The organism is Allobosea sp. GW821-FHT03A12 (genome assembly GCF_058986765.1).
The window spans coordinates 417,553-438,020 of record NZ_JBYSVZ010000004.1; the positions used below are offsets into that span (position 1 = coordinate 417,553).

23 protein-coding genes and 1 tRNA gene are annotated in these 20,468 nt (G+C 64.3%); 13 read left to right on the plus strand and 11 right to left on the minus strand.

Annotation, left to right across the window (positions count from 1 at the left end; all coding sequences use genetic code 11):
- Positions 1–460: 460 nt before the first annotated feature.
- From AC3WLC_RS16250 to AC3WLC_RS16265, 4 genes are all read right to left on the minus strand, one after another.
- Complete coding sequence (locus tag AC3WLC_RS16250) at positions 461–1,156, minus strand: HEPN domain-containing protein (protein WP_493684953.1); 696 nt, start codon at positions 1,154–1,156, stop codon at positions 461–463.
- 95 nt (positions 1,157–1,251) lie between these two features.
- Positions 1,252–1,929, minus strand: coding sequence for a hypothetical protein (locus AC3WLC_RS16255; RefSeq protein ID WP_493684954.1), 678 nt, complete (start codon positions 1,927–1,929; stop codon positions 1,252–1,254).
- 11 nt (positions 1,930–1,940) lie between these two features.
- Positions 1,941–2,381 (minus strand): hypothetical protein, encoded by a 441-nt coding sequence (locus AC3WLC_RS16260; RefSeq protein ID WP_493684955.1) that lies wholly within the window; start codon positions 2,379–2,381, stop codon positions 1,941–1,943.
- Between the two features lie 4 nt (positions 2,382–2,385).
- Positions 2,386–3,003: a hypothetical protein gene (locus tag AC3WLC_RS16265; protein WP_493684956.1), complete on the minus strand. Its 618-nt coding sequence runs from the start codon at positions 3,001–3,003 to the stop codon at positions 2,386–2,388.
- Between the two features lie 586 nt (positions 3,004–3,589).
- On the opposite strand from AC3WLC_RS16265, the gene AC3WLC_RS16270 reads away from it, so the two are divergent.
- On the plus strand, positions 3,590–4,195 hold the full coding sequence (locus tag AC3WLC_RS16270; RefSeq protein WP_493685396.1) for a recombinase family protein: 606 nt from the start codon (positions 3,590–3,592) through the stop codon (positions 4,193–4,195).
- Between the two features lie 26 nt (positions 4,196–4,221).
- Here AC3WLC_RS16270 and AC3WLC_RS16275 read toward each other — a convergent pair whose 3' ends face one another.
- Positions 4,222–4,689, minus strand: coding sequence for a PIN domain-containing protein (locus tag AC3WLC_RS16275; RefSeq protein WP_493684957.1), 468 nt, complete (start codon positions 4,687–4,689; stop codon positions 4,222–4,224).
- Complete coding sequence (locus AC3WLC_RS16280; protein ID WP_493684958.1) at positions 4,686–5,789, minus strand: ImmA/IrrE family metallo-endopeptidase; 1,104 nt, start codon at positions 5,787–5,789, stop codon at positions 4,686–4,688. Before AC3WLC_RS16280 ends, AC3WLC_RS16275 begins: the two co-directional genes overlap by 4 nt.
- 265 nt (positions 5,790–6,054) lie before the next feature.
- Between AC3WLC_RS16280 and AC3WLC_RS16285 the strand changes: the two genes are divergently transcribed.
- Positions 6,055–6,333, plus strand: a complete 279-nt coding sequence (locus AC3WLC_RS16285) for a hypothetical protein (protein WP_493684959.1) — start codon at positions 6,055–6,057, stop codon at positions 6,331–6,333.
- A 518-nt stretch (positions 6,334–6,851) separates the two neighbouring features.
- Positions 6,852–7,646 carry a hypothetical protein gene (locus AC3WLC_RS16290; protein WP_493684960.1) on the plus strand — a complete coding sequence of 265 codons (795 nt, stop codon included), beginning with the start codon at positions 6,852–6,854 and terminating at the stop codon, positions 7,644–7,646.
- Here the strand turns inward: AC3WLC_RS16290 and AC3WLC_RS16295 are convergent.
- From AC3WLC_RS16295 to AC3WLC_RS16315, 5 genes are all read right to left on the minus strand, one after another.
- Positions 7,603–9,828 (minus strand): AAA family ATPase, encoded by a 2,226-nt coding sequence (locus AC3WLC_RS16295; protein ID WP_493684961.1) that lies wholly within the window; start codon positions 9,826–9,828, stop codon positions 7,603–7,605. The two genes, AC3WLC_RS16290 and AC3WLC_RS16295, sit on opposite strands and share 44 nt — an antisense overlap.
- Before the next feature lie 2 nt (positions 9,829–9,830).
- Positions 9,831–10,073 carry a hypothetical protein gene (locus tag AC3WLC_RS16300; RefSeq protein ID WP_493684962.1) on the minus strand — a complete coding sequence of 81 codons (243 nt, stop codon included), beginning with the start codon at positions 10,071–10,073 and terminating at the stop codon, positions 9,831–9,833.
- 56 nt (positions 10,074–10,129) lie between these two features.
- Complete coding sequence (locus AC3WLC_RS16305; RefSeq protein WP_493684963.1) at positions 10,130–10,702, minus strand: hypothetical protein; 573 nt, start codon at positions 10,700–10,702, stop codon at positions 10,130–10,132.
- Positions 10,703–10,887: 185 nt separating this feature from the next.
- Positions 10,888–11,124 (minus strand): helix-turn-helix transcriptional regulator, encoded by a 237-nt coding sequence (locus tag AC3WLC_RS16310; protein WP_493684964.1) that lies wholly within the window; start codon positions 11,122–11,124, stop codon positions 10,888–10,890.
- 223 nt (positions 11,125–11,347) lie between these two features.
- Positions 11,348–11,422, minus strand: a tRNA-Lys gene (locus AC3WLC_RS16315).
- An 81-nt stretch (positions 11,423–11,503) separates the two neighbouring features.
- Between AC3WLC_RS16315 and AC3WLC_RS16320 the strand changes: the two genes are divergently transcribed.
- From AC3WLC_RS16320 to AC3WLC_RS16365, 10 genes are all read left to right on the plus strand, one after another.
- Positions 11,504–12,610, plus strand: a complete 1,107-nt coding sequence (locus tag AC3WLC_RS16320) for a hypothetical protein (protein WP_493684965.1) — start codon at positions 11,504–11,506, stop codon at positions 12,608–12,610.
- 34 nt (positions 12,611–12,644) lie between these two features.
- Positions 12,645–12,956, plus strand: a complete 312-nt coding sequence (locus tag AC3WLC_RS16325; RefSeq protein WP_493684966.1) for an FtsB family cell division protein — start codon at positions 12,645–12,647, stop codon at positions 12,954–12,956.
- Between the two features lie 285 nt (positions 12,957–13,241).
- On the plus strand, positions 13,242–14,327 hold the full coding sequence (pdhA, locus tag AC3WLC_RS16330) for a pyruvate dehydrogenase (acetyl-transferring) E1 component subunit alpha (RefSeq protein ID WP_493684967.1): 1,086 nt from the start codon (positions 13,242–13,244) through the stop codon (positions 14,325–14,327).
- A 66-nt stretch (positions 14,328–14,393) separates the two neighbouring features.
- On the plus strand, positions 14,394–15,803 hold the full coding sequence (locus tag AC3WLC_RS16335; protein ID WP_493684968.1) for a pyruvate dehydrogenase complex E1 component subunit beta: 1,410 nt from the start codon (positions 14,394–14,396) through the stop codon (positions 15,801–15,803).
- 14 nt (positions 15,804–15,817) lie between these two features.
- Positions 15,818–17,173, plus strand: a complete 1,356-nt coding sequence (locus AC3WLC_RS16340; RefSeq protein ID WP_493684969.1) for a pyruvate dehydrogenase complex dihydrolipoamide acetyltransferase — start codon at positions 15,818–15,820, stop codon at positions 17,171–17,173.
- A gap of 16 nt (positions 17,174–17,189) precedes the next feature.
- Positions 17,190–17,675: a hypothetical protein gene (locus AC3WLC_RS16345; protein ID WP_493684970.1), complete on the plus strand. Its 486-nt coding sequence runs from the start codon at positions 17,190–17,192 to the stop codon at positions 17,673–17,675.
- Between the two features lie 23 nt (positions 17,676–17,698).
- On the plus strand, positions 17,699–17,836 hold the full coding sequence (locus AC3WLC_RS16350; protein WP_493684971.1) for a hypothetical protein: 138 nt from the start codon (positions 17,699–17,701) through the stop codon (positions 17,834–17,836).
- Entirely contained in the window at positions 17,833–18,525 is a 693-nt protein-coding gene (locus tag AC3WLC_RS16355; protein ID WP_493684972.1) for an SGNH/GDSL hydrolase family protein, read from the plus strand. The genes AC3WLC_RS16350 and AC3WLC_RS16355 overlap by 4 nt, the downstream gene beginning before the upstream one ends.
- A gap of 75 nt (positions 18,526–18,600) precedes the next feature.
- Positions 18,601–20,040: a dihydrolipoyl dehydrogenase gene (gene lpdA, locus AC3WLC_RS16360; RefSeq protein WP_493684973.1), complete on the plus strand. Its 1,440-nt coding sequence runs from the start codon at positions 18,601–18,603 to the stop codon at positions 20,038–20,040.
- A gap of 175 nt (positions 20,041–20,215) precedes the next feature.
- Entirely contained in the window at positions 20,216–20,464 is a 249-nt protein-coding gene (locus AC3WLC_RS16365; RefSeq protein WP_465248217.1) for a GlsB/YeaQ/YmgE family stress response membrane protein, read from the plus strand.
- The last annotated feature ends 4 nt before the right edge of the window (positions 20,465–20,468 follow it).

Consider the following 20,468-nt stretch of genomic DNA (forward strand, 5'->3'; position numbering starts at 1 on the left):
CTGGCGGCATACGAGCCCCACGGGAAGCCGCCAGAGCCGCTCCGGCCGCGCGGGCGGCAGAGCAAGCCGCTCTCGGTCTTATTCCCGAGCAAAGCTCAGCAGCGGGCCATGGCCAAGTGGAAACGACCGGCCTCCGCTGGCCAGCGGGGGCCGGTGGCAGGCAAACCGACATACCTGGCACGAGGCGAGCCTGAAATTCTCCAGCAGATGGTCCGGCTAATGGCTGCCGGCAACGGGCAAGAGTATGCGGCCGCCGCGGCAATCTTGCGCCGCAGGGGAGAGCCATTGGCTCCCGATGTGATTAGGCGGCTAGCTAGGGGATACCTCAGCCGTGGATATGCTGCCGATATGCCCCGATATCGACTGCACCACGCAATCAGCGAAGCCCTTCAGCGCGATGACATCGCTCACGCCACGGGACTTGTCGCAAAACTCCCGCGTCGGCCGAGCGGAAGTCCGTCTAGACGGATGCGCCGATTGCCTTCAGTTCGGTGAGAAACATTGAGAAACGAATTGTTTGCCGGCCGGGCGGCTTTGCCTTCAGCCAAGCACCAACTTTCGCGACTTTCTTATTGCCTCTTCGCAAGCTGACCAAGTGCAAAGGCCCTCTGTCTAGCTTAGTATTCATATTCTTGAACGACATGTCGCTACGGTGAGCAATGTGATTGCGCAAGGCAACGACGGCATCAATAATCGCCTTCTGTTGAGCCGATAGATTTTGGAACCGCCGAGCATCGTTTTCAACAAGCCAAGAGCCTGCTTTCTCTTCGAGTTTTTCAAAGTTTGAGAATGTTATGTTGCTTCCAGCATCGTCTGCAAAGTCCTGGATTTGCTTTTTGCTCAAGTGCGTCGGTATCCGCAAAACTCCAAATTCACTGAAAATCTTTTTCGGCTTTAGTGCGTCTAAGAGGTGCTGATCCAGAGCATTTCGCAGATGTTGCTTAAATCGGTCTGGGTTACGGTTGATGTAAGCGATAAATAGATCATTGACGAAACCTTCCCACGCAACCGCAATAACAAGCATGCAATTCTCGATGAACGTAGATCGTTCAGCGTCCCCCGAGAATTTCTCTATTCCGGAAGCATAGAAAGCGTTCAATGCAGTCAATTGCTGATCAAAGTCGCTTTTCACATCTGCTGGGTTTATTTTACGCACAGCCGGCTCCCATCGCTGTGCGCATTCTAATCACATTGAAGTGCGATTCGGCAGCGCCGTTGCGCCAGCCTTGTCGCTCGCATCCCGTCCTGTGGTCAGCGGCGCGCGGGCGCAGAGAATCCAAGCCGCCGTGCCTCGCTAGCCAGCGTGAACAGCGCGTTCTCGGAGAGCATCGCAGCATCCCAGGTCGCGGCGAGCTTCGGCTGCTTGGTCACGAGGTGTTCGCCGAACGCAACCGCGAGCCGCAGGCCTTCCATCTGGCCATTCCGCTCGAAGAAGCCGCGCACCTCGCGGAGCCGGGCCTCAATGCCAGCTTCGCCCTTGCGGATCGCCTCGGTCACATATCGATCGCCGGCGACATCAGGCACGAGGCTCTGGATTACCCGGACATCCAGGCCGGCCGCCGACATGGCCTCGCCGAACGCCTGGCGCTCGTCGTGATCAGCGAAGGCCTCCGGCCGCAACACCGAGTATTCGGCCGCAGGGGTCGCGCCAGCAGGCGCGGCATCGCCAGACTGATCCGACATCGCGCGCGCCTGGGCGTGGGCTGCAAGCATCGCTGGATTGGCATTGAGCGCGTCCCAGCCCGTGCCACCACGGCCGATTTCCGCATGGACGGCCTCCGTGAGGCGCAGCCGCTCCTCGAACTGATTGTCGCTGAACGCGACCATGCGTGTCGTCAGCTCATTGATGGCGGCGAGCTGATCGGCCGAAGGCGGGGCTGAGGAGCCATTGACCGGGGCTTGGCTGGTCGGGATCGGGGCTTCGGACATCCTCATGCCTTTCAGGTGAGGGCGAATTTGCCGTGAGCGGTGCTGGAGCGCGGCCGATGCGGAGCGGTGGGCTGGAGAGCCGCTACTTCGACCGTCAGTTCCTTCGACTCGGGACGAGTGTGCACCAGATGGCCAGACGCCGGCAGGATGACCAGCGCCGCCTCTGCCGGCAGACTGAGGGTCAGCGGGGCGGTGTCGCTCGCCCCGAAGCCTATATTCCGCAGACCGACCTTCAGGTGGCACTCGCGCGCCGGCGCGGCAGTCAGGCCATCCTCATCCTGATTGATCTGGAGCGCGGCGGATCGAAGGTCTTTGGCGTTCCTGCGGCTATGAGGGGCCAGCATGCGAACAGTGAGCGCTTCGCCGGGCGTTAGCGTCACCTCTATCGCCGCGCCAGGCTGAGCGTGGTCTGCCGCCCAATACAGCGCAATCTCGGCAGGGCTGTAGCCCATGGCCTTACTCCCACTCGGTTTCCGGCCGCTGGGTAGCGGCGGCTTCGTCGAGCACCGGCTTGCCGAAATAGGCCACGAGCGAGGCCAGCGATTGGCGGTGTTCGGACGGCGGGTGGAGTGGCTTGGGAATGACGGTGGATTTGGAGATCAGGAAAGATGCAGTGCTGAGCAGCGCCTGAGCCCCAAGGTTCTGCCCGCCGCCGAAGACGGGTTCCTTCAGGTGAGCCGGCAGAGTGCCGTAGAGCCGGCCGACTTCCTCGACCAGCGCCTGGAAGCTTTTGGCGAATTCGACGGCCGCCCGGTCTGCTCTCTCGGCGTGCTGGATAAGCGACTGCACGGCCGCGCCGGCTGCCTTCAGCTTGCCGGCCCTGGCCGTATCGGCGCGCTTTTCATCGAGCGCAGCGAGGTCGGCCTGCACCTGCTGGAGCGCGTCCTGCGCCGCCTTCAGTTCAGCCTCGGCCCGGACCACCGCGCCGGTCGCAGCAGCCTTGGCATCGGATGCAGCCTTGGAGCCATCGACAGAAGCGCGCGCCGTCGCGCGGTTGCACTCGGCACGGGCCTCACCGACCGCGAGCCCTAACCTCTGGCACTGTCCTTCGAGCGCAGCGGCCTGTTTGGCCATGTCTTCGCGGGCGGATCGAGGGGTCTTCGGGGTCGAGCTTACCATGGCGTTGCCTCCAATCTTCTACATAAAGAATAGATTGGCTGCATATCTACGTAAATGGCGAGTATTGCATGGAATTATATGCGTAGGATGGATCGGCCTTTTGCCGAGGAGTTGAAAATTTCTATTGCCTAAATTGCATAGAAATCTATGCAGCCGGAACGAAAATTGACCCCGCTATGTGGATCACCTCCCGCTCGGCGGTGTCGGGCTGATCGTGGGGCTCCCGCCCCCTCCAAGTTGGCAAGCCGGCGCAGGCAATTTCCGCATCAGTTGTGCCCGCTGGCTGGCTGAATATCGCTCCGGATGCTGCGCGAACCCTGGCCTTTAGAAGCCCGACGCTCTGACGGTCGCATGCAAGCGATAGCCGCTTGGCTACGCTCCAGGCAGCCAGAGCCACCGCGTTCGTGCAGGTTCGATTAGAGTATACCTATAGAGAACCTAAACGAGGGCCACGCGCGGCTGGTCTCATAAACCGCCTTTACAACTCAAATCGAACCAATAATATGCGAACCATATAAATCGAACCTATGAGGTGTTCGTCATTTTCGCGCGCTGCTATCTCCGAGCCTCCACCGATGAGCAGGACGCCGCTCGCGCCCGCGCCGATCTGGAGCGCTTCGCGGCTGAGCGTAGCCTGCCGGTCGCGGCCTGGTATGTCGAGAACGAGAGCGGGTCGAAGCTCGCCCGCCCCGAACTGTTCCGGCTGCTCAGGGACAGCAAGCCGGGCGACGTGCTGGTGATTGAGCAGGTGGATCGGCTGTCACGCCTAAACGAGGCCGAGTGGAAGCGCCTGCGGGCGGAACTCGATAGCCGCTCCGTCAAGGTGGTCGCGCTCGATCTGCCAACGTCATGGATGCTGGCAGCGCCGGCCGATGAGTTCACCGGCCGCATGTTCGGGGCCGTCAATGCGATGATGCTGGACGTGCTCGCGGCCGTGGCGCGCAAGGACTATGACGACCGGCGGCGTAGGCAGGCGCAGGGGATCGCGAAGGCGAAAGCCGGTGGCCGCTATCGTGGCCGTCCCGAGGACGCCGAGCGCAACGCTGCCATCGTCAAGATGCTGAAGGCCGGCCAGTCGTGGGCAACCATCGTGAAAGCCACAGGGGCCAGCCGGTCCACGCTCGCGCGGCTGGCGAAGCGGGCATAGGCGCGCGGTAATGGGCAGGGCTGGGATTAAAACTGCCAGCCCTTCGCCCTGAGAAAGTCGCCCAGCTTCATGCACGGCACGCCGAAATGCTGGCAGACAGCGGGGATGTTGGGCTTATTGGGCTTCGGGCTTTCCTCGCTGACCACCGTGGCTCCAAGGACCGACGCACGAGCGATCAGGAACGGGTCAGCAACCGGCGTCCCGCGCAGCCGCGATTTCTCGCTAATCAAACCCTGAAAATGCGCGACTGCGAATATCTTTCCGACAAATGCCGTCTCTTCCGCGTCGGGAGTGGCGAATATCGCCTTGTTGCGATTGCACCAATCCAGAACATGATGCTTCGGCCCGTCTGTTAACTCCCGCAAAACTTCGCGCGTCGAGGTTATCTCCCCGGCTGCCAAGGCTTCTTCAAATTTGGTCCAGAACGTTGGAAAAATATCTGGGAAATAAGGGCTCATCTCAGAAAACGAATTGGCATCGAAGACATAAATCATGCTGCGGCACCCCGCAGTACCATTTCCTCGAATTGCTCAAAGTTCTTCGGCTTCACGCCGATTAGTTCAGCAGCCTCAGTTCGGGTCAGCAGCCGCCGCGAATAGCGGGATACCACTTCGCGCAGGAATTGTTCGCTGAGATAAGCCCCCTGCGTCGCATAGTAGTTGCCGCCGGTGCCGCCATCCCGCTGCTGATCGGCCCATTCCCGATCTTTCGCGAGGTATCGGTCCACAGCTACCTCGCCGCGTTCGACAAAGCGGCGCAGCACGACACTCCGGCTGACGTGATACCGCGCGGCCAGGGCCGCAAACTGGTCATCAGACGCACGCTCGGGATCAATGCCGCGCGCAGCCGCCTCGAAATCGGCCATGGGCACGAGGATTTCGGCAGCTACCGCATTGCAGAAGCGCTCAACAGCCCGGTCGGCCGGCGGCAACTCCTCTATCCCCCGACTGTCAAACCGGCTGATGCCGCTTCGGTCGCACAGCACATGCGCCAACTCGTGGATGAGGCTGAACACCTGCCGCGTCTTGGTCGTGCTGTTGTTGATGAGGATGACGGGGAACTCGGGATGCCAGAGGCAGAACCCCGAGAGTTCGCGCTGCTTGAACGTGTCCTTGAAGACATGCACGCCGCCGCGCTCGACGGCTCGCCGCCAAAGCTTCAAAGCTGCATCGGCGTCCGGCCGCTGCCGGATATCCTCCAAGCTGACGCCCAACGCCTCGCGGACGCGAGCGGCTTGCTGGACGACGCCGGCACGGGGGGTCAGGCGCGCCTGCCGCCATATCGGCGCAGCCACAGGGCTTCGTTCGCCATAGAGCTCGATCAAGGCAGCCTGAAACGCGCGGGCCTTCCTGATTAGCAAGGTCGTGTCGCGCGAGAGATGGCTGAGATCGGCGTCAGGTAGGGACCGGAACTCCGCACGCGGGCGCGGCTCATCGGGCGCGGCCGGCATGAAGAATAGTGCGAGAGGCCGCTTGTAGATGTCATACGCCAGCGTCTCTAGCTGGGGGTAGCTCGGGGCGTCCTCACCGGCCTCCCATGCCTCAATGAGATCAGCGGCCTTTTTCAGTCGCCCAGCCACGTCAGCCGTCGTCATGTTCGCGCTTTCGCGCGCCCATTTCAGCACGGCGGGCGTGAGCCCTACGACTGGCGGCGACTTAGCTATGACTGCTCTCCCCCTGGCGATTCGAGACCGCCGTTGATGGCATCTTATGCAACTGCCGAAGCTTTAGAAGCTCGCCGTTGGTTCAGGCTCCAGCTTCTAGGCAGACATATTGTCGGGGCTGCGCCCTATGCAAGGCTCGCGAGGTGCATCGCATGGCCGCCGCGCGCCGGATAGCGGCCTCAGAGGGGGAACGCAGATGATAACGATGGTGATGGCCGGTCTCACATGCATTGCCGGGTGTGTTTCCGCGTGGCTCTGGTTGGCCGCGAGCCGGGTGCAGATCGTTCCGACATGGGCGCAGAGCGCCAGCCAGTTCGAACCACTCGACACGGGGCTGGCTCAGGCGGGCTGGACGGCAGGCATGCTCCAGGCGGCAGAGCGGGGAGCCCGGCTCAATGCGCGGGCCGCGCTTTGGTCTGGCGTCACCGCGTTCCTTGGCGGCATCTCTCCGCTGGTCGTCGTGCTCGCGACCTGACGCGCCTCGGCCGCCGGAGGGCCACGACTTGGTGGCTGGCCGGACGCTCTGCGGTTCGGGGATCAAGCCCGAAAAAGGTGGTCGCGCGAACTGTGCTCAGAGGCCCTGCCGTTTCAGGAGCACCGCCAGAGCCCCGTCGCGCCTTCGCACGTCCCAACGCCGAGCCAAGTCACCGACCCTGCAAACATTCGTTCTCTCGGATAGCGCTATTGCCGCTGCAAACCGCCGTCCCAGCGACATAGCGCCATCATGCGCGCGTTTTCCCGCCCCTCTGCGCGGTGCGCCGCGTTGCGCGACCTCAATCGCCATGAAGAATCGCTAATTCGCTGATAAATAAAGACTTGCGCAGTCAATGGCACTGCGCGCAGATCACTGCGCCCTGCGCGCCGATCCGCACCATCGGCACTGCCTGCGCAGTGCGCAGTCACTTTATAGACTGCGCGACTGCGTGGCGCGGTGCAGAACCGCTAGAATGCCGCCGGAAAACGTTTGTTTGCAGAGCTAAGGATACTCGCGCGATGGATACCGAAACTGCTGTCCGGCGCGTCCACCTGATAACCCCGATGCTGCGTGAAGATGTGCATAACGCGATCGTTTCGCATGCTGTGCTTGAGGCCAGCAATGCGATCCTTCCCAAGGGGCTTGCGGGCGTAAGTACGCCGTTCGTCGAAACTTATCACGGCGTCCAGTATGCTCTTACCATGAAGCTGGCGATGGACCTGGCCCGCATCTTCGATCTCTCGAAAGGGAAGCGGTTTCCACCTGACGAGCAAGACAAGGCGTCGGTTCCCGTCCTGGCCGCGCTCATGAGTAGGCCGGATGTGCTGGAATCATTGGAAGAAGATGCCGGTGGCTGGTTCCCCGGCGTCGAATTTGTTGGCGAGGCGGACCCGCTTCCGGCCGACCTGTGCGACACCATCTCGAAATCACAGGAAGACGATTACCGCTCCGGCGACAGAGCAGCTTTTCGGAAAGCCTCGGTCAGCTTCCTTTCTATCGCTTCCAAGCTGGACGTGGACGGCTCCGAAGAACAAGGCGCCCTCGTGCGTGTCCGCGAATTTCGCGACAAGCGCCTCGCTCACTCATTGTTCGACAAAGAGCCCGACGAGCTTCCGAAATACTCCGATCTCCACCTCTTACTCGACATCGCCAAGGAAGCGGCGAGATGCGCTTCCTTGGCAATTGACGGCCTGAACACCGAATTTGACGATCAGGCACGCCGCAATCATGAGAACGCAGAAGGATACGCCAACTGCGTTCTTGATGGGCTCAAGCGGGCGGCGAGCACCCCGACGCGGACTGCACATAGATGAAGGGTGCGATGCGGCGGTTGCTCCTGTCCTTCTCGTGGCGCTGGATAAGCGAACCGTCTGCAAGCCACGTCTTCAGGAGCTTGCGGCAGGTGAACCGCGTCTGCGGGTCGGCAGGGTCCAATCCCAGCGCTTCGGCGATGCCTTCTCCAGCATAGCCGGACGCCTTCTCGCTGGCCCGCCACGGTGAACCCGCACCATCGGGGCCTTTCGCCAGGCCCGCGAGGGCCACCGCCTTGCGTTCCTCTGTCATCGTCAACATCGGATCGGGGGGCGTCCATTTTGTCACGACGCCGATGTTGTCGGCTTCGCGGTCGAACGTGCCGTTTCCAATGTCCACGCTCACCAGCTTGCGCCAAGACGCCTCGCCACGTGGGGCCATGTTCGCCTTGGCGTTGTCCACGCGGAAATAGCGCCAGGCGTCTTCGCGCCGAACCCCGAGGCTCCCTGCATCCGTCTGCGACATCGCATTAACCGTCCGCATGGATCGGACTGCCCCGTGAAGCGAGGTGCTGCCACGCGCGTCCTCTGCTGTAGCATCCTGTCCGCCGGTCTTGCGGACATGGTGGAGCAGTTCCACGGCGCAGCCGCACTCGTTCGCTATGTCAGCCCACTCGCTCACGACTCGGTCGATAAGCACCGCATCATTCTCCGCGACCCCATGGCTCTTCACGAATGGATCGACCACGACCAGCCCGACATTCGAGCGTTTGATCCACTCCTTGATTTCCGCGACGAGCGGAGCGGCGATTTCGAGCCCGCCACCCCGCACCGACGCGATCCGCACGGGCATATCACGACCTGACACCACGAAGAGCCGGCCGGTGATATCGCCACGCTGAAGCCCATAATGCATCACGACGGCGCGAATGCGTCGGTGCATCTCGTGCAACGGATCTTCCAACTGGAGAAATGCTACGGGCGCTCGCTCTCGAGCTTCGACGCCAAGGAGCGCCTCTCCCGTCGCGATGGAAAGGGCCTCTGCGATTGCCAAAGCCGTCTTGCCGGCTCCGCCGCCCGCCACGGTTGCCGAAACATATCCGCGAGCGTAGTGCAGGCCATAGAGCCATTCTCGCGGCTGCACCGCCATCATGGCGTCGAAGTCGAGCGCGGGCACGTCGAACGCTTTCCGCGCGGGTTCCTGAGCAGGGGGCAGCACGACCGCGCCTTGCCAGTCGGCGGCAGCGGCCGACACGCCGCCGGAACCCTGGCGGCTCTGCGCATAATTCTGCGCGTTGGTGCACAGGACCAGCAGCTCTTCGCGGGTCCACGGCGGCAGGCAGCGTTCGTTCCAGTGTTGCGCCATCAGGTCCACGGCGCGCTCGGCTGAGACGCCGATCTCGATGACGCGAGCCGCCACGGCATAGGTCGTGCTGTTGCCGCCGCGTCCTTCGATCGCGATCGGTGCGTCCTTTAGCAGGTAGTGGATCGCGAACACGATGTCGTCGGGATCGTCGATGCTCACGGCCGGGCCGTGCTCGCGCTCCTTGGGGGTGCCGGCGAGCAGGACGAAGCTTTCCGGTGCCTCGGCAGGGGCGATGTCCTGAACGACCGTGTACGGGCCGCTGTAGCCTTTCTTGCCGCCGGGATCGGCGAACCACGATCCTGGACCGACGACGTAGCCGCCGGCCGATCGGATATCCAGGCCGGGCGCGATGCGGTCCACGCTGTTCGCCACGTCGGGGCCGGAGAAGTAGCGGTGCTCGCCGCCGCCCGGTGTGCTGACTGTCAGGGTCGGGGGCAGGTCGATGTCGAGCAGCGCGGCGTAGCCATTCTTGTTAGCGTCCACGTCGAGGATCAAAGCGCCGCTGCCGGCGGCCACGCCGTAATTGTAACGCGGCTCGAAGCTCCACCACGCCCTGATCTTGGCCGGGTCGGTGGTCGCCTCTTCCTTCCACCGCAAGTCCTTGGGCGGGACTTTGTCGCCGGGCAGGATCGGAAAAATTCTGAACCCCCGCGCGGCCCACGCCAGCGCGTGATTAAGGATGGATATCGATGCAGGAACGCTTGCCTCGGCACGCATGGCGTCGGATTTCTCCGTGGCCGGGCTGACCATCGAGGCAGTCTCGTTTTCGTTAGCAGTTGAGGGATCGGACGCCCCCTCGTGGCGGTCCGTGGGCTCGGGGGCGGGCGCGGAGGGATTGCGCTCGCCGAACCAGTCGTTGAATGGGTCCAGGTCGGCCATGGTCAGCGGTCTCCCGCGAGCTTGGCAGAGCAGCAATGTGGCGGAGCGAGTGTCTGGCGTGGGTTGCCAGGGGCGTCTGGTGCGACGACCAGTTCCCCCAAATCTATGTCGTGGATCACCAGCGGAGCCGGCATTGTCTGAGCCGGTGCCGGCACCGAAACGAGCAATTCGCCAAGGAGCGGATCGAATTCGACATGGGTCAGCCGCCCCGACTGGCGGTTGAGCTGCGCATAGGATTTCAGCATAGTGATTGCCTCTGTTGAGCGCGTATAAGCTGGCAGGCCAGTGCGCGGTTATGTCTTCAGCTTTGAGAGTTGGACGGCGTCGGCTCGACCGGGCTGACGCCGTTTTCTTCGATCGCCGCGCCGCCGGCCCGACGCCAGCCGGCGGCCAGCAACTCGGCTTCGGTAGGGGCTGGAACGCCGTCGCCGCAGACTATCAGCATGTTGAGGATCGCGGCCGGTGGGTCGCGCCAATAGGTCGTGCGGGAGGAGGTGACGAGTTCGCCCTGAACGATCGCGTCATGCGCGACCGCCACCTCGTGCGCCGCGAGCCCTAGCTTGATACGCTCGCCGGGCGTCAGGTGCCGGAAGCTGGTCGGGAGGCGCGGCGACATGACGTGCGCCTCGTGGACCACCATCGAGCCGGTCAGTCGGGCATCGGTCGGTTGAGCCTGGCCGCCTGCATCCGCCGATGCCGTGAACTGAGCCGGCCGGCGGTCGCGGGCACGAGCCGCCACGCTGTCCCGGCCTGCCCACAGGATCGCGTTCAGGTGTTCAGTTTCCTCGGTCGGCCGTTCGAGCATGCCGAGCCGCTTCGCCAACCGCTCGCGGTCCGCCTCGGCCGAGCGCCAGTTCTCGTCTTCAACGATCATTGCGGTTCTCCTTTGCCCGGCCGCGCGCTCTCCGCGTCGCCCGGCGGCTAGGACGCTGGATGGAAGGTGCATGAGATGCCGTTTGGACAGTCAGATTGATGGGGGTTGTCTGTGATGCCGGGGACGGTGCGCACAGCACTGTCGGCCAGTTGGGCGCAGCCAGGACGGCCGCGAACCTGAGGGGACTAAGCAGCTTCATCGGAGCCTCGCGCCGGCAGCCGGTCAGCTTGGGTGGTGGTCGAAACGCTGCGCTCGGCAACCCATCGGTCGAACTCGTCCACGTCGTAGACGACGACCGTAGGCGACAGCTTGACGAAGCGCGGCCCCTCGCCGCGACAACGCCACTGAGCGAGCGTGGACGGGGAGAGACTATACCGCTCGGCTGCGGCGCTCGGGCGGATGTAGCGTGGGCTGGGTTTCATGATTATGCTCCCGATTGCCGTCTCCTTGACGGCCTGGGGGCACGATGCGGGGCGTTACGCCGTCTTTCGAGGACAGAGTTTTGCCCGAAAATGCCGATTCCGCTCAGCAGAGAGGGCGAGCGGCAGCCGCTCTCGTGGTAGCTGATTGGTAGCTAACCGCAGCATGACTCGCCGCACTATAATACGGCAAATCCACCAAGTATTTGATTTTATTGAGATTAGCTGGTGAGCGGGGAGGGGATCGAACCCTCGACCACATGATTAAAAGTCACGTGCTCTACCACTGAGCTACCCGCCCTCACTGGGGCGCTGACATAGGCAAGGCCAGCGCGCCGGTCAACATTGTTCCAGCGCACGCATCGTGGCAGAAGCCGCACCGATGGCGAACGAGTACGTGACAGGAGCGGTTTCGGGCGGCGCACAGCAAGGCTGGCGCGGCTGGACACTGACGTTTGCGCTCGCTGCGCTGACGCTGACAGCGATGCTGCTCGGCTTCATCGTCGCGCTCGACCCCTATGGGGTGCGCGTCCGCGCAGGGCAGCCGGCGCGGCCGCTGATGGATCTCAACCAGCGCTTCATGTACCCGCAGATCGTCAAGTCCGGCGCCTTCGATTCGGCGGTGTTTGGCACCTCGACCATGCGGCTGCTCGATCCGCGGATCCTGTCGGAAGGGCTGTCCGCCCGTTTCGCCAATCTGGGCATGAACGCTGCGACGCCCTGGGAGCAGGCCCAGCTCGCCGGCCTGTTCGCGCGCAAGGCCGCATCGCCCAATACGGTGATCTGGGGCATCGACCAGACCTGGTGCGAGGCCGATGCCACCGAAGAGGCGCGTCGGCTGACGCCGCGGCCGTTCCCGCCCTGGCTCTATGACGACCGCGCCTGGAACGACTGGCCAAAGCAGCTCAACTTCACCACGCTCGAGATCGCGCTGCGCCTGGCCGCCCACCGGCTCGGCCTGCAGCCGCAGCGCCTGCGCGGCGACGGCTACGAGGTCTTCACCCCGCCCGAGGGCACCTATGACCTCGCCCGCGCGCGCTTCCATCTCCATCGCGACCATGGCGGCCATGCGCCCGATCTCGCGCCGCAAGTGCCTGCAGCCGAAGTCCCGGCTGCCGAGCGCGCGAGCTGGCGCTTTCCGGCGCTAGCCTGGCTGGAGCAGGGCCTGGCCGCCTTTCCGGCCACGACGCGACGCCTGATCGTGCTGCCGCCGGTCCATGCCGGCGCGATGCCGCGCGAGGGCGGCGCCGCCTGGCAGCGCTTCGCGGCCTGCAAGGCTGAGATCGCGGCGATTGCGGTACGCCAGAACGCCGTGGTCGCCGACTACGCGCATCCCTCGGCGTTGACCCGTGAGGATACCAACTACTGGGATCCGGCGCATTACCGGCTGCCGATCGCGCGCCGGATCGAGGCCGACCTGATCGCGCTCGGGCGAGGTGCGGCCGCTGCGAACGACCCGGCCCTGACCGTGATCGGTTCGCATCGTTAACGGCGCGTCAACCAAGCGACTCTACCGTGGCTGCATGGTCATCCGCCGCGGCCTCCGCTCCGTCCTCGTCACGCTCGCGCTCTACCTCGTGTCGAGCGCTGTCGTCGGCTATTTCCTGTTCCACGCGCAGCATGGCGCTCGCGGGCTCGAGACATCGGCCGGCCTGCGCGAGAAGCTCGGCGAGATGGAAGCCGAGATCGCCAGCCTGAGCGGCGAACGGCAGGACTGGGAGAAGCGCCTGGGTCTGATGCGCGACGAGGCGATCGATCGCGACCTGCTCGAGGAGCGCGCGCGCGCCATGCTCGGGCGCGTCCACCGCAACGACGTCGTCATCATGGGGCGCTGAGGGCGCTCCGCTGTTGCTCGGCTCGTGAACCGCGGCGCTGAAACGATCTCTCTTTCAGCTCGAACATGGCATTTCTGGCCGGGCCGCAGGGCTCGATCAGGCTGGCGCCGCACCGGCTTTCCCAACGTCAATAGTCGCAAAAAGATTGATTAACCGATAATCGGTTAAATGACATTATGCCAGCAATGACAGATAGTTAGCTGATGTTGCAGTGCGAGATACCCGTCTCGCCAAGCTTTGGGGCTTCCTCTACAACCAAAGCAGCAGAGCTCGGGAGGACCGTTCATGGCCATTGCCGCACGGAAGACGAAAGCAGGGGCGCCTGCCAAGGCGGCCGCTAAGACGCCAGCAAAGAGCGCTTCGAAAGGTGCGGCCAAGGCGTTGTCGAACGTCCCGACCTTCAACAAGGAGGAAGAACTCCACGCCTATCGCGAGATGCTGCTGATCCGCCGCTTCGAGGAGAAGGCGGGCCAGATGTACGGCATGGGCCTGATCGGCGGCTTCTGCCATCTCTATATCGGCCAGGAAGCCGTGGTCATCGGCATGCAGATGGCCTCCAAGGACGGCGACCAGGTCATCACCGGCTATCGCGACCACGGCCATATGCTGGCCTGCGGCATGGAATCGCGCGGCGTGATGGCCGAGCTCACCGGCCGGCGCGGCGGTTATTCGCACGGCAAGGGCGGCTCGATGCACATGTTCAGCCGCGAGAAGAACTTCTACGGCGGCCACGGCATCGTCGGCGCGCAGGTTTCGCTCGGCGCCGGCCTCGGCTTCGCCAACTGGTACCGCCAGGATGGCCGCGTATCGATGGCTTATTTCGGCGATGGCGCCGCCAATCAGGGCCAGGTCTATGAGAGCTTCAACATGGCCGAGCTCTGGAAGCTGCCGGTCGTGTTCGTGATCGAGAACAACCGCTACGCCATGGGCACTGCGGTCAACCGCGCCTCGGCCCAGACCGATTTCTCCAAGCGCGGCGTCTCGTTCGGCATCCCGGGCGAGCAGGTCGACGGCATGGACGTCCGGGCCGTTCGCGAGGCTGCGAGCCGCGCCATCGAGCATGCCCGCTCCGGCAAGGGCCCCTACATCCTGGAGATGCAGACCTATCGCTATCGCGGCCATTCCATGTCCGATCCGGCGAAGTACCGCTCGAAGGACGAGGTCCAGCGCATGCGCGAGGAGCACGACCCGATCGAGCAGGTCCGCGCCCGCCTGACCCGCGAGCACAAGGTCGGCGAGGACGAGCTCAAGGCGATCGACGCCAAGGTCCGCGAGATCGTCAACGACGCCGCCGAATTCGCGACGCATGACCCGGAGCCGGATCCGTCCGAGCTCTACACCGACATCCTGCTGGAGCCGGCGCAGGCCTGACGGCCGCGCCCGATCCTCCCCGCCCATTTCAGCCCTCGCGGCTAATCCAGAACTCCGGGTGCGTAAATGCCGATCGACATTCTGATGCCCGCCCTGTCGCCGACCATGGAACAGGGCAAGCTCGCCAAATGGCTGAAAGCCGAGGGCGACAAGATCAAGGCCGGCGACATCATCGCCGAGATCGAGACCGACAAGGCGACCATGGAGGTCGAGGCGGTCGACGAGGGCGTCCTCGCCAAGATCCTGGTCGCTGACGGCACCGACAACGTCGCGGTCAACACGCTGATCGGCCTGATCGCCGCCGATGGCGAGGACGTATCCGCCGCCGCGAACGGCGCTGCCAAGGCGGCCCCGGCCCCGCAGGCTGCCGAGGCGCCCGCTCCGGCCGCGCCGGCCGAAGCGCCCGCTGCGCCGGCTCCCGCCGCTGCGGCGCCGAGCGTGCCGGCGCAGGCGAAATCCTATGACGCCTCCTCCGAATTCCCCGCCGGCGCCGAGATCGTCTCGATGACGGTGCGCGAGGCGCTGCGCGACGCCATGGCCGAGGAAATGCGGCGCGATGCCGACGTCTTCGTCATGGGCGAGGAGGTCGCCGAGTACCAGGGCGCCTACAAGGTCACGCAGGGGCTGCTGCAGGAGTTCGGCGCCCGCCGCGTCATCGACACCCCGATCACCGAGCACGGCTTCGCCGGCATCGGCGTCGGCGCGGCGCTGACCGGCCTCAAGCCGATCGTCGAGTTTATGACCTTCAACTTCGCCATGCAGGCGATCGACCACATCATCAACTCGGCCGCCAAGACGCTCTACATGTCCGGCGGCCAGATGGGCTGCCCGATCGTCTTCCGCGGCCCGAACGGCGCCGCGGCCCGCGTCGGCGCGCAGCACAGCCACGACTACGCCGCCTGGTACTCGAACGTGCCTGGCCTCAAGGTGGTGATGCCCTACAGCGCCTCGGACGCGAAGGGCCTGCTCAAGAGCGCGATCCGCGACCCGAACCCGATCATCTTCCTCGAGAACGAGATCCTCTACGGCCGCTCCTTCGACGTGCCCAAGGGCGATGACTTCACGATCCCGATCGGCAAGGCCAAGGTCGTGCGCCCCGGCAGCGACGTCACCATCGTCTCCTTCGGCATCGGCATGAACTATGCGCTCGGCGCCGCCGAGGCGCTGGCCAAGGAAGGGATCGAGGCCGAGGTCATCGACCTCAGAACCATCCGGCCGATGGACATCGAGACGGTCGTCGCTTCCGTGCAGAAAACCAATCGCTGCGTCGCGGTCGAGGAGGGCTTCCCGCAGTCCGGCGTCACCGCCGAGATCGGCATGAAGATCATGGAAGCGGCCTTCGACTATCTCGATGCGCCCGTGGCGCGCGTCACCGGCAAGGACGTGCCGATGCCCTACGCCGCCAACCTCGAGAAGCTGGCACTGCCGAACATCGGCGAGGTCGTCGCGGCGGCCAAGGCCGTCTGCTATCGCTGAGAGAGGGCTGACCGATGCCGACCAACATCCTGATGCCCGCGCTCTCTCCCACTATGGAGAAGGGCAATCTCGCCAAGTGGCTTAAGAAGGAAGGCGACACGATCAAGTCCGGCGACATCATCGCCGAGATCGAGACCGACAAGGCGACCATGGAAGTCGAGGCGGTCGACGAGGGGGTTCTCGCCAAGATCGTCGTGCCGGAAGGCACCGCCGACGTCGCCGTCAACGAGGTGATCGGCGTGATCGCCGGCGAGGGCGAGGACGCCAAGAGCGTCTCCGCGCCGAGCGCCGCGCCGGCCAAGAGCGAGCCGGCTCCGAAGGCGGATGGCAAGGCGGGTGAACCTGCCCCGGCCCCTGCTGCCGCTCCGGCTCCGGCCGCTGCACCGGCGCCTACTGCGCAGGCCGCAGCGCCCGCTTCCGGCAACCGCCCCTTCGCTTCGCCGCTGGCGCGTCGCCTCGCCAAGGACGCTGGCATCGATCTCGGCAAGGTCCAGGGCTCAGGCCCGCATGGCCGCATCGTCGAGAAGGACATCGAGGCCGCCAAGCAGGGTGGGGCGGCCAAGGCTGCACAGGCTCCCGCGGCTGGCGCTCCTGCCGCACCGAAGCCGGCGGCCGCGCCGCTCGCGACCGGTCCCTCGGACGAGCAGACCAAGAAGCTGTTCGCGCCGGGCTCCTATGAGGAGATCCCGCATGACGGCATGCGCAAGACGATCGCGCGCCGCCTGACCGAGGCCAAGCAGACCATCCCGCACTTCTACGTCACGCTGGATTGCGAGCTGGACGCGCTGCTGAAGCTGCGGGCCGAGCTCAACGCCGCGGCGCCGGAGAAGGACGGCAAGCCGGCCTACAAGCTCTCGGTCAACGACATGGTGATCAAGGCGCTTGCTCTGGCGCTCAAGGCTGTGCCGGATGCCAACGTCTCCTGGACCGACGCCGCCATGCTCAAGCACAAGCATGCCGATGTCGGCGTCGCCGTCTCGATCCCGGGCGGGCTGATCACCCCGATCATCCGCGACGCCTGCCACAAGACGCTGAGCCAGATCTCCAATGAGATGAAGGACATGGCGGCGCGAGCCAAGGCACGCAAGCTGAAGCCCGAGGAGTATCAGGGAGGCACGACCGCGGTCTCGAATCTCGGCATGTTCGGCGTCAAGGACTTCGCCGCGGTGGTGAACCCGCCGCATGCGACGATCCTGGCGGTCGGCGCCGGCGAGCAGCGCGTCATCGTCAAGGGCGGCCAGCCGGCCGTCGCGACGGTGATGTCGGTGACGCTCTCGACCGACCACCGCGCCGTCGACGGCGCGCTCGGCGCCGAGCTGCTCCAGGCCTTTAAGGGCTATATCGAAAAGCCGATGGCGATGCTGGTGTGAGGGCGCAAGGAACGCGATGGCCGATGAACGCAATCACCGGACCGACGGCAGGCGTCTTGCCGCCGTGTCCGTGGTGATCGCGCTCCTGTCGCTTGGTGCCTCGTTGCTGCAGAATCTGAACTATGCCCGGGGCATCGACAGCGTTCAGCGCAACGTTCTGCGAACGGAAAGCCTGCGGACCTGCAAGGAAATGATCGACATCTTCTTTCGCTTCAGACTGCAGGCGGAGATTGCCAACATGACCGGCCCGAGTCCGATGGCGTCAGTCGAGCTGAAGGGACTTGCCTATCAATTCGGAGCACTGGGCACGTTCCTCGCGAATTTCCGCGCCGATTTGGCTCGCGAGCGTTACACGGCACTGACATGGCAGCTAAACCGGATCGCCGAGGAGGCGCCGAAACTGCCACCGCCCGAATTTGTCAAATTATTTGACGAGGCCGACAAACAGTTCGGTGCGATCAACGAAGATTGCGTCAAAGCCGCTACCGGCCATCTCCTCTGACTGACGCTGCAAGGGAGAACTCGATGCACGACGATACCATCACCATCGGCTCCGGTCCGAATGACGATGCTGTCACAATTTATGCGGGCGAGGGCGGCCTGCAAGTTTGCAAGCGCTATATCGAAAAGCTGACGGCGATTTCTGTCGTGAGGCGGCGATGACCCGCCAGGCCCGCATCCTCGCCTTCGGCGATTCCCTGACCTGGGGCCGCATCGCCAACCGGCCGGAGCGGCATGGCGACGATGTGCGCTGGCCGCGCGTGCTGGAGAAGGCGCTCGGCGGCTACGCCACCGTGATCGAGGAGGGGCTCAACGGCCGGCGGATCGCGCTCGACGATCCGCTGCGCCCCTATCGCTCCGGCATCTCGCTGCTGCCGCTCTTCATCGAGTGTCATGCGCCGCTCGATCTCGTCATCCTGATGCTCGGGACGAACGACTGCCAGCGCCAGCATTCGCTGGCGCCCTACGACGTCGCCCGCTCGATGCGGATGCTGGCGCAGGTGGCGCAACGTCCGCCCGTCGAGCTTGGCATGCCGGTGCCCGAGGTGCTGATCGTATCGCCGCCGGTGGTGCGCATGCCCGATGATCCCGACCACGAAGCCAATTTCTTCATGGAAGGGGCGCCCGACAAGATGGCGCTGCTGGCGACCTATTATCGCCGCATCGCCGACGAGATCGGCGTCAGCTTCTTCGACGCGGCCCAGGTCGCGAGCGTGACCGGCGCGGACGGCATCCATCTCGACGCCGAGAATACGCGCGCGATCGGCCTGGCATTGGCGCCCGTCGTCGACGGCCTGCTCGGCCTGCCGCTGCCGGCGCGTGGGCCGGCGCTGCGGATTGCGGGCCCGTAGACGACATTCGACCGGGGCCTTGCCCCGCACCATCAACACTGCCCGCAGTGGGCAGAACGAGCCGAGGCATCTCCCATGGCTGACTACGACATCATCATCATCGGCTCCGGTCCCGGCGGCTATGTCGCGGCGATCCGCGCGGCGCAGCTCGGCTTCAAGACCGCGATCGTCGAGCGCGAGCATCTCGCCGGCATCTGCTCGAACTGGGGCTGCATCCCGACCAAGGCGCTGCTGCGCTCGGCCGAGATCCTGCACTACGGCCAGCATGCCAAGGATTACGGCCTGACCCTTGAAGGCTCGTTCAAGGCCGATCTGGAAGCGGTGGTGAAGCGCTCGCGCGGCATCGCGGTCAGGATGAACAACGGCGTCCAGTTCCTGATGAAGAAGAACAAGGTCGACGTGATCTGGGGCGAGGCCAAACTCACCAAGGCCAACACCATCGTGGTCACGCCGACCAAGAAGCCGGCGATGCAGCCGCAGGGGCCGGTACCGAAGGGCGCCAAGGGCGAAGGCACTTATACCGCCGACCATATCATCGTCGCGACCGGTGCTCGCCCGCGCGTGCTGCCCGGGCTGGAGCCGGACGGCAAGCTGATCTGGACCTATTTCGAGGCGCTGGTGCCGCCGACCATGCCGAAATCGCTGGTGGTGATGGGCTCGGGCGCGATCGGCATCGAATTCGCCTCCTTCTACCGCACGCTCGGCGCCGAGGTGACGGTGGTCGAGGTCATGCCGCAGGTCGTCCCCGTCGAGGATGCCGAGATCGGCGCCTTTGCCCGAAAAGCCTTCGAGAAGCAGGGCATGAAGATTCTGACCTCGACCAAGGTCACCAAGGTCGAGAAGGGTGCGAACTCCGTCACGGCCCATATCGAGGACGACAAGGGCAACAAGCAGACGATCACCGCCGAGCGGATGATCTCGGCCGTCGGCGTTGTCGCCAATGTCGAGAATCTCGGTCTGGAGGCGCTCGGTGTGAAGCTCGATCGCGGCGTGATCGCGATCGACGGGCTCTGCCGCACCAATGTGAAGGGCATCTACGCGATCGGCGACGTCGCCGGCCCGCCGATGCTGGCCCACAAGGCCGAGCACGAGGCGGTGATCTGCGTCGAGGCGATCAAGGGCCTGCATCCGCACCCGATGGACAAGCTGATGATCCCGGGCTGCACCTATTGCCACCCGCAGATCGCCAGCGTCGGCCTGACCGAGGCCAAGGCCAAGGAAGCCGGTCACCAGCTCAAGGTCGGCCGCTTCAACTTCGTCGCCAATGGCAAGGCGGTGGCGCTCGGCGAAGACTCGGGCATGGTCAAGACGATCTTCGATGCCAAGACCGGCAAGCTGCTCGGCGCGCACATGGTCGGCGCGGAAGTGACCGAGCTGATCCAGGGCTTCGTGGTCGCGATGAACCTCGAGACCACCGAGGAAGAGCTGATGCACACCATCTTCCCGCATCCGACCCTGTCGGAGACGATGAAGGAGGCCGTGCTCGATGCCTATGGCAAGGTGCTGAACGCCTGAGCATGTTCCACAAAAGTGGGAACCACTTTTGTGATAGGAACATGCTCCAGCTTTTTGATTTTGCGCGAATTCTTTCGTTCGATCGTTTCCGATCGAACGGAAAGCGCGCTAGAGCGTTCACATCCGCTTCACATGAGCTCGGCGATCCTTCCCTTATTGCTCTGGGAGGATCGCCATGGACCTTCGTGCCCTTCTCGTCGCCATCGCCATCGGTGCCGTCGCCGGCTGGCTCGCCAGCATCGTCATGGGCGGTGGCGGTCTGATCCGCTACATCATCACCGGCCTGATCGGCGCCTTCGTCGGCAGCTTCCTGCTGCAGTTCCTTGGCATCAGCCTCGGTATCGGTAATCCACTGATCTCGCAGATCGTCACCGCGACGATCGGGGCGATCGTCGTGGTCTTTCTCGCCCGGCTGGTCGCCTGATCGG

Coding starts and splice junctions, on each gene's coding strand:
- AC3WLC_RS16255 (WP_493684954.1), bottom strand. CDS start 1,929: ATGTCCGAAGCCCCGATCCCGACCAGCCAAGCCCCGGTCAATGGCTCC.
- AC3WLC_RS16260 (WP_493684955.1), bottom strand. CDS start 2,381: ATGGGCTACAGCCCTGCCGAGATTGCGCTGTATTGGGCGGCAGACCAC.
- AC3WLC_RS16265 (WP_493684956.1), bottom strand. CDS start 3,003: ATGGCCAAACAGGCCGCTGCGCTCGAAGGACAGTGCCAGAGGTTAGGG.
- AC3WLC_RS16275 (WP_493684957.1), bottom strand. CDS start 4,689: ATGATTTATGTCTTCGATGCCAATTCGTTTTCTGAGATGAGCCCTTAT.
- AC3WLC_RS16280 (WP_493684958.1), bottom strand. CDS start 5,789: ATGACGACGGCTGACGTGGCTGGGCGACTGAAAAAGGCCGCTGATCTC.
- AC3WLC_RS16285 (WP_493684959.1), top strand. CDS start 6,055: ATGATAACGATGGTGATGGCCGGTCTCACATGCATTGCCGGGTGTGTT.
- AC3WLC_RS16290 (WP_493684960.1), top strand. CDS start 6,852: ATGGATACCGAAACTGCTGTCCGGCGCGTCCACCTGATAACCCCGATG.
- AC3WLC_RS16295 (WP_493684961.1), bottom strand. CDS start 9,828: ATGGCCGACCTGGACCCATTCAACGACTGGTTCGGCGAGCGCAATCCC.
- AC3WLC_RS16300 (WP_493684962.1), bottom strand. CDS start 10,073: ATGCTGAAATCCTATGCGCAGCTCAACCGCCAGTCGGGGCGGCTGACC.
- AC3WLC_RS16305 (WP_493684963.1), bottom strand. CDS start 10,702: ATGATCGTTGAAGACGAGAACTGGCGCTCGGCCGAGGCGGACCGCGAG.
- AC3WLC_RS16310 (WP_493684964.1), bottom strand. CDS start 11,124: ATGAAACCCAGCCCACGCTACATCCGCCCGAGCGCCGCAGCCGAGCGG.
- AC3WLC_RS16320 (WP_493684965.1), top strand. CDS start 11,504: ATGGCGAACGAGTACGTGACAGGAGCGGTTTCGGGCGGCGCACAGCAA.
- AC3WLC_RS16325 (WP_493684966.1), top strand. CDS start 12,645: ATGGTCATCCGCCGCGGCCTCCGCTCCGTCCTCGTCACGCTCGCGCTC.
- pdhA (WP_493684967.1), top strand. CDS start 13,242: ATGGCCATTGCCGCACGGAAGACGAAAGCAGGGGCGCCTGCCAAGGCG.
- AC3WLC_RS16335 (WP_493684968.1), top strand. CDS start 14,394: ATGCCGATCGACATTCTGATGCCCGCCCTGTCGCCGACCATGGAACAG.
- AC3WLC_RS16340 (WP_493684969.1), top strand. CDS start 15,818: ATGCCGACCAACATCCTGATGCCCGCGCTCTCTCCCACTATGGAGAAG.
- AC3WLC_RS16345 (WP_493684970.1), top strand. CDS start 17,190: ATGGCCGATGAACGCAATCACCGGACCGACGGCAGGCGTCTTGCCGCC.
- AC3WLC_RS16350 (WP_493684971.1), top strand. CDS start 17,699: ATGCACGACGATACCATCACCATCGGCTCCGGTCCGAATGACGATGCT.
- AC3WLC_RS16355 (WP_493684972.1), top strand. CDS start 17,833: ATGACCCGCCAGGCCCGCATCCTCGCCTTCGGCGATTCCCTGACCTGG.
- lpdA (WP_493684973.1), top strand. CDS start 18,601: ATGGCTGACTACGACATCATCATCATCGGCTCCGGTCCCGGCGGCTAT.
- AC3WLC_RS16365 (WP_465248217.1), top strand. CDS start 20,216: ATGGACCTTCGTGCCCTTCTCGTCGCCATCGCCATCGGTGCCGTCGCC.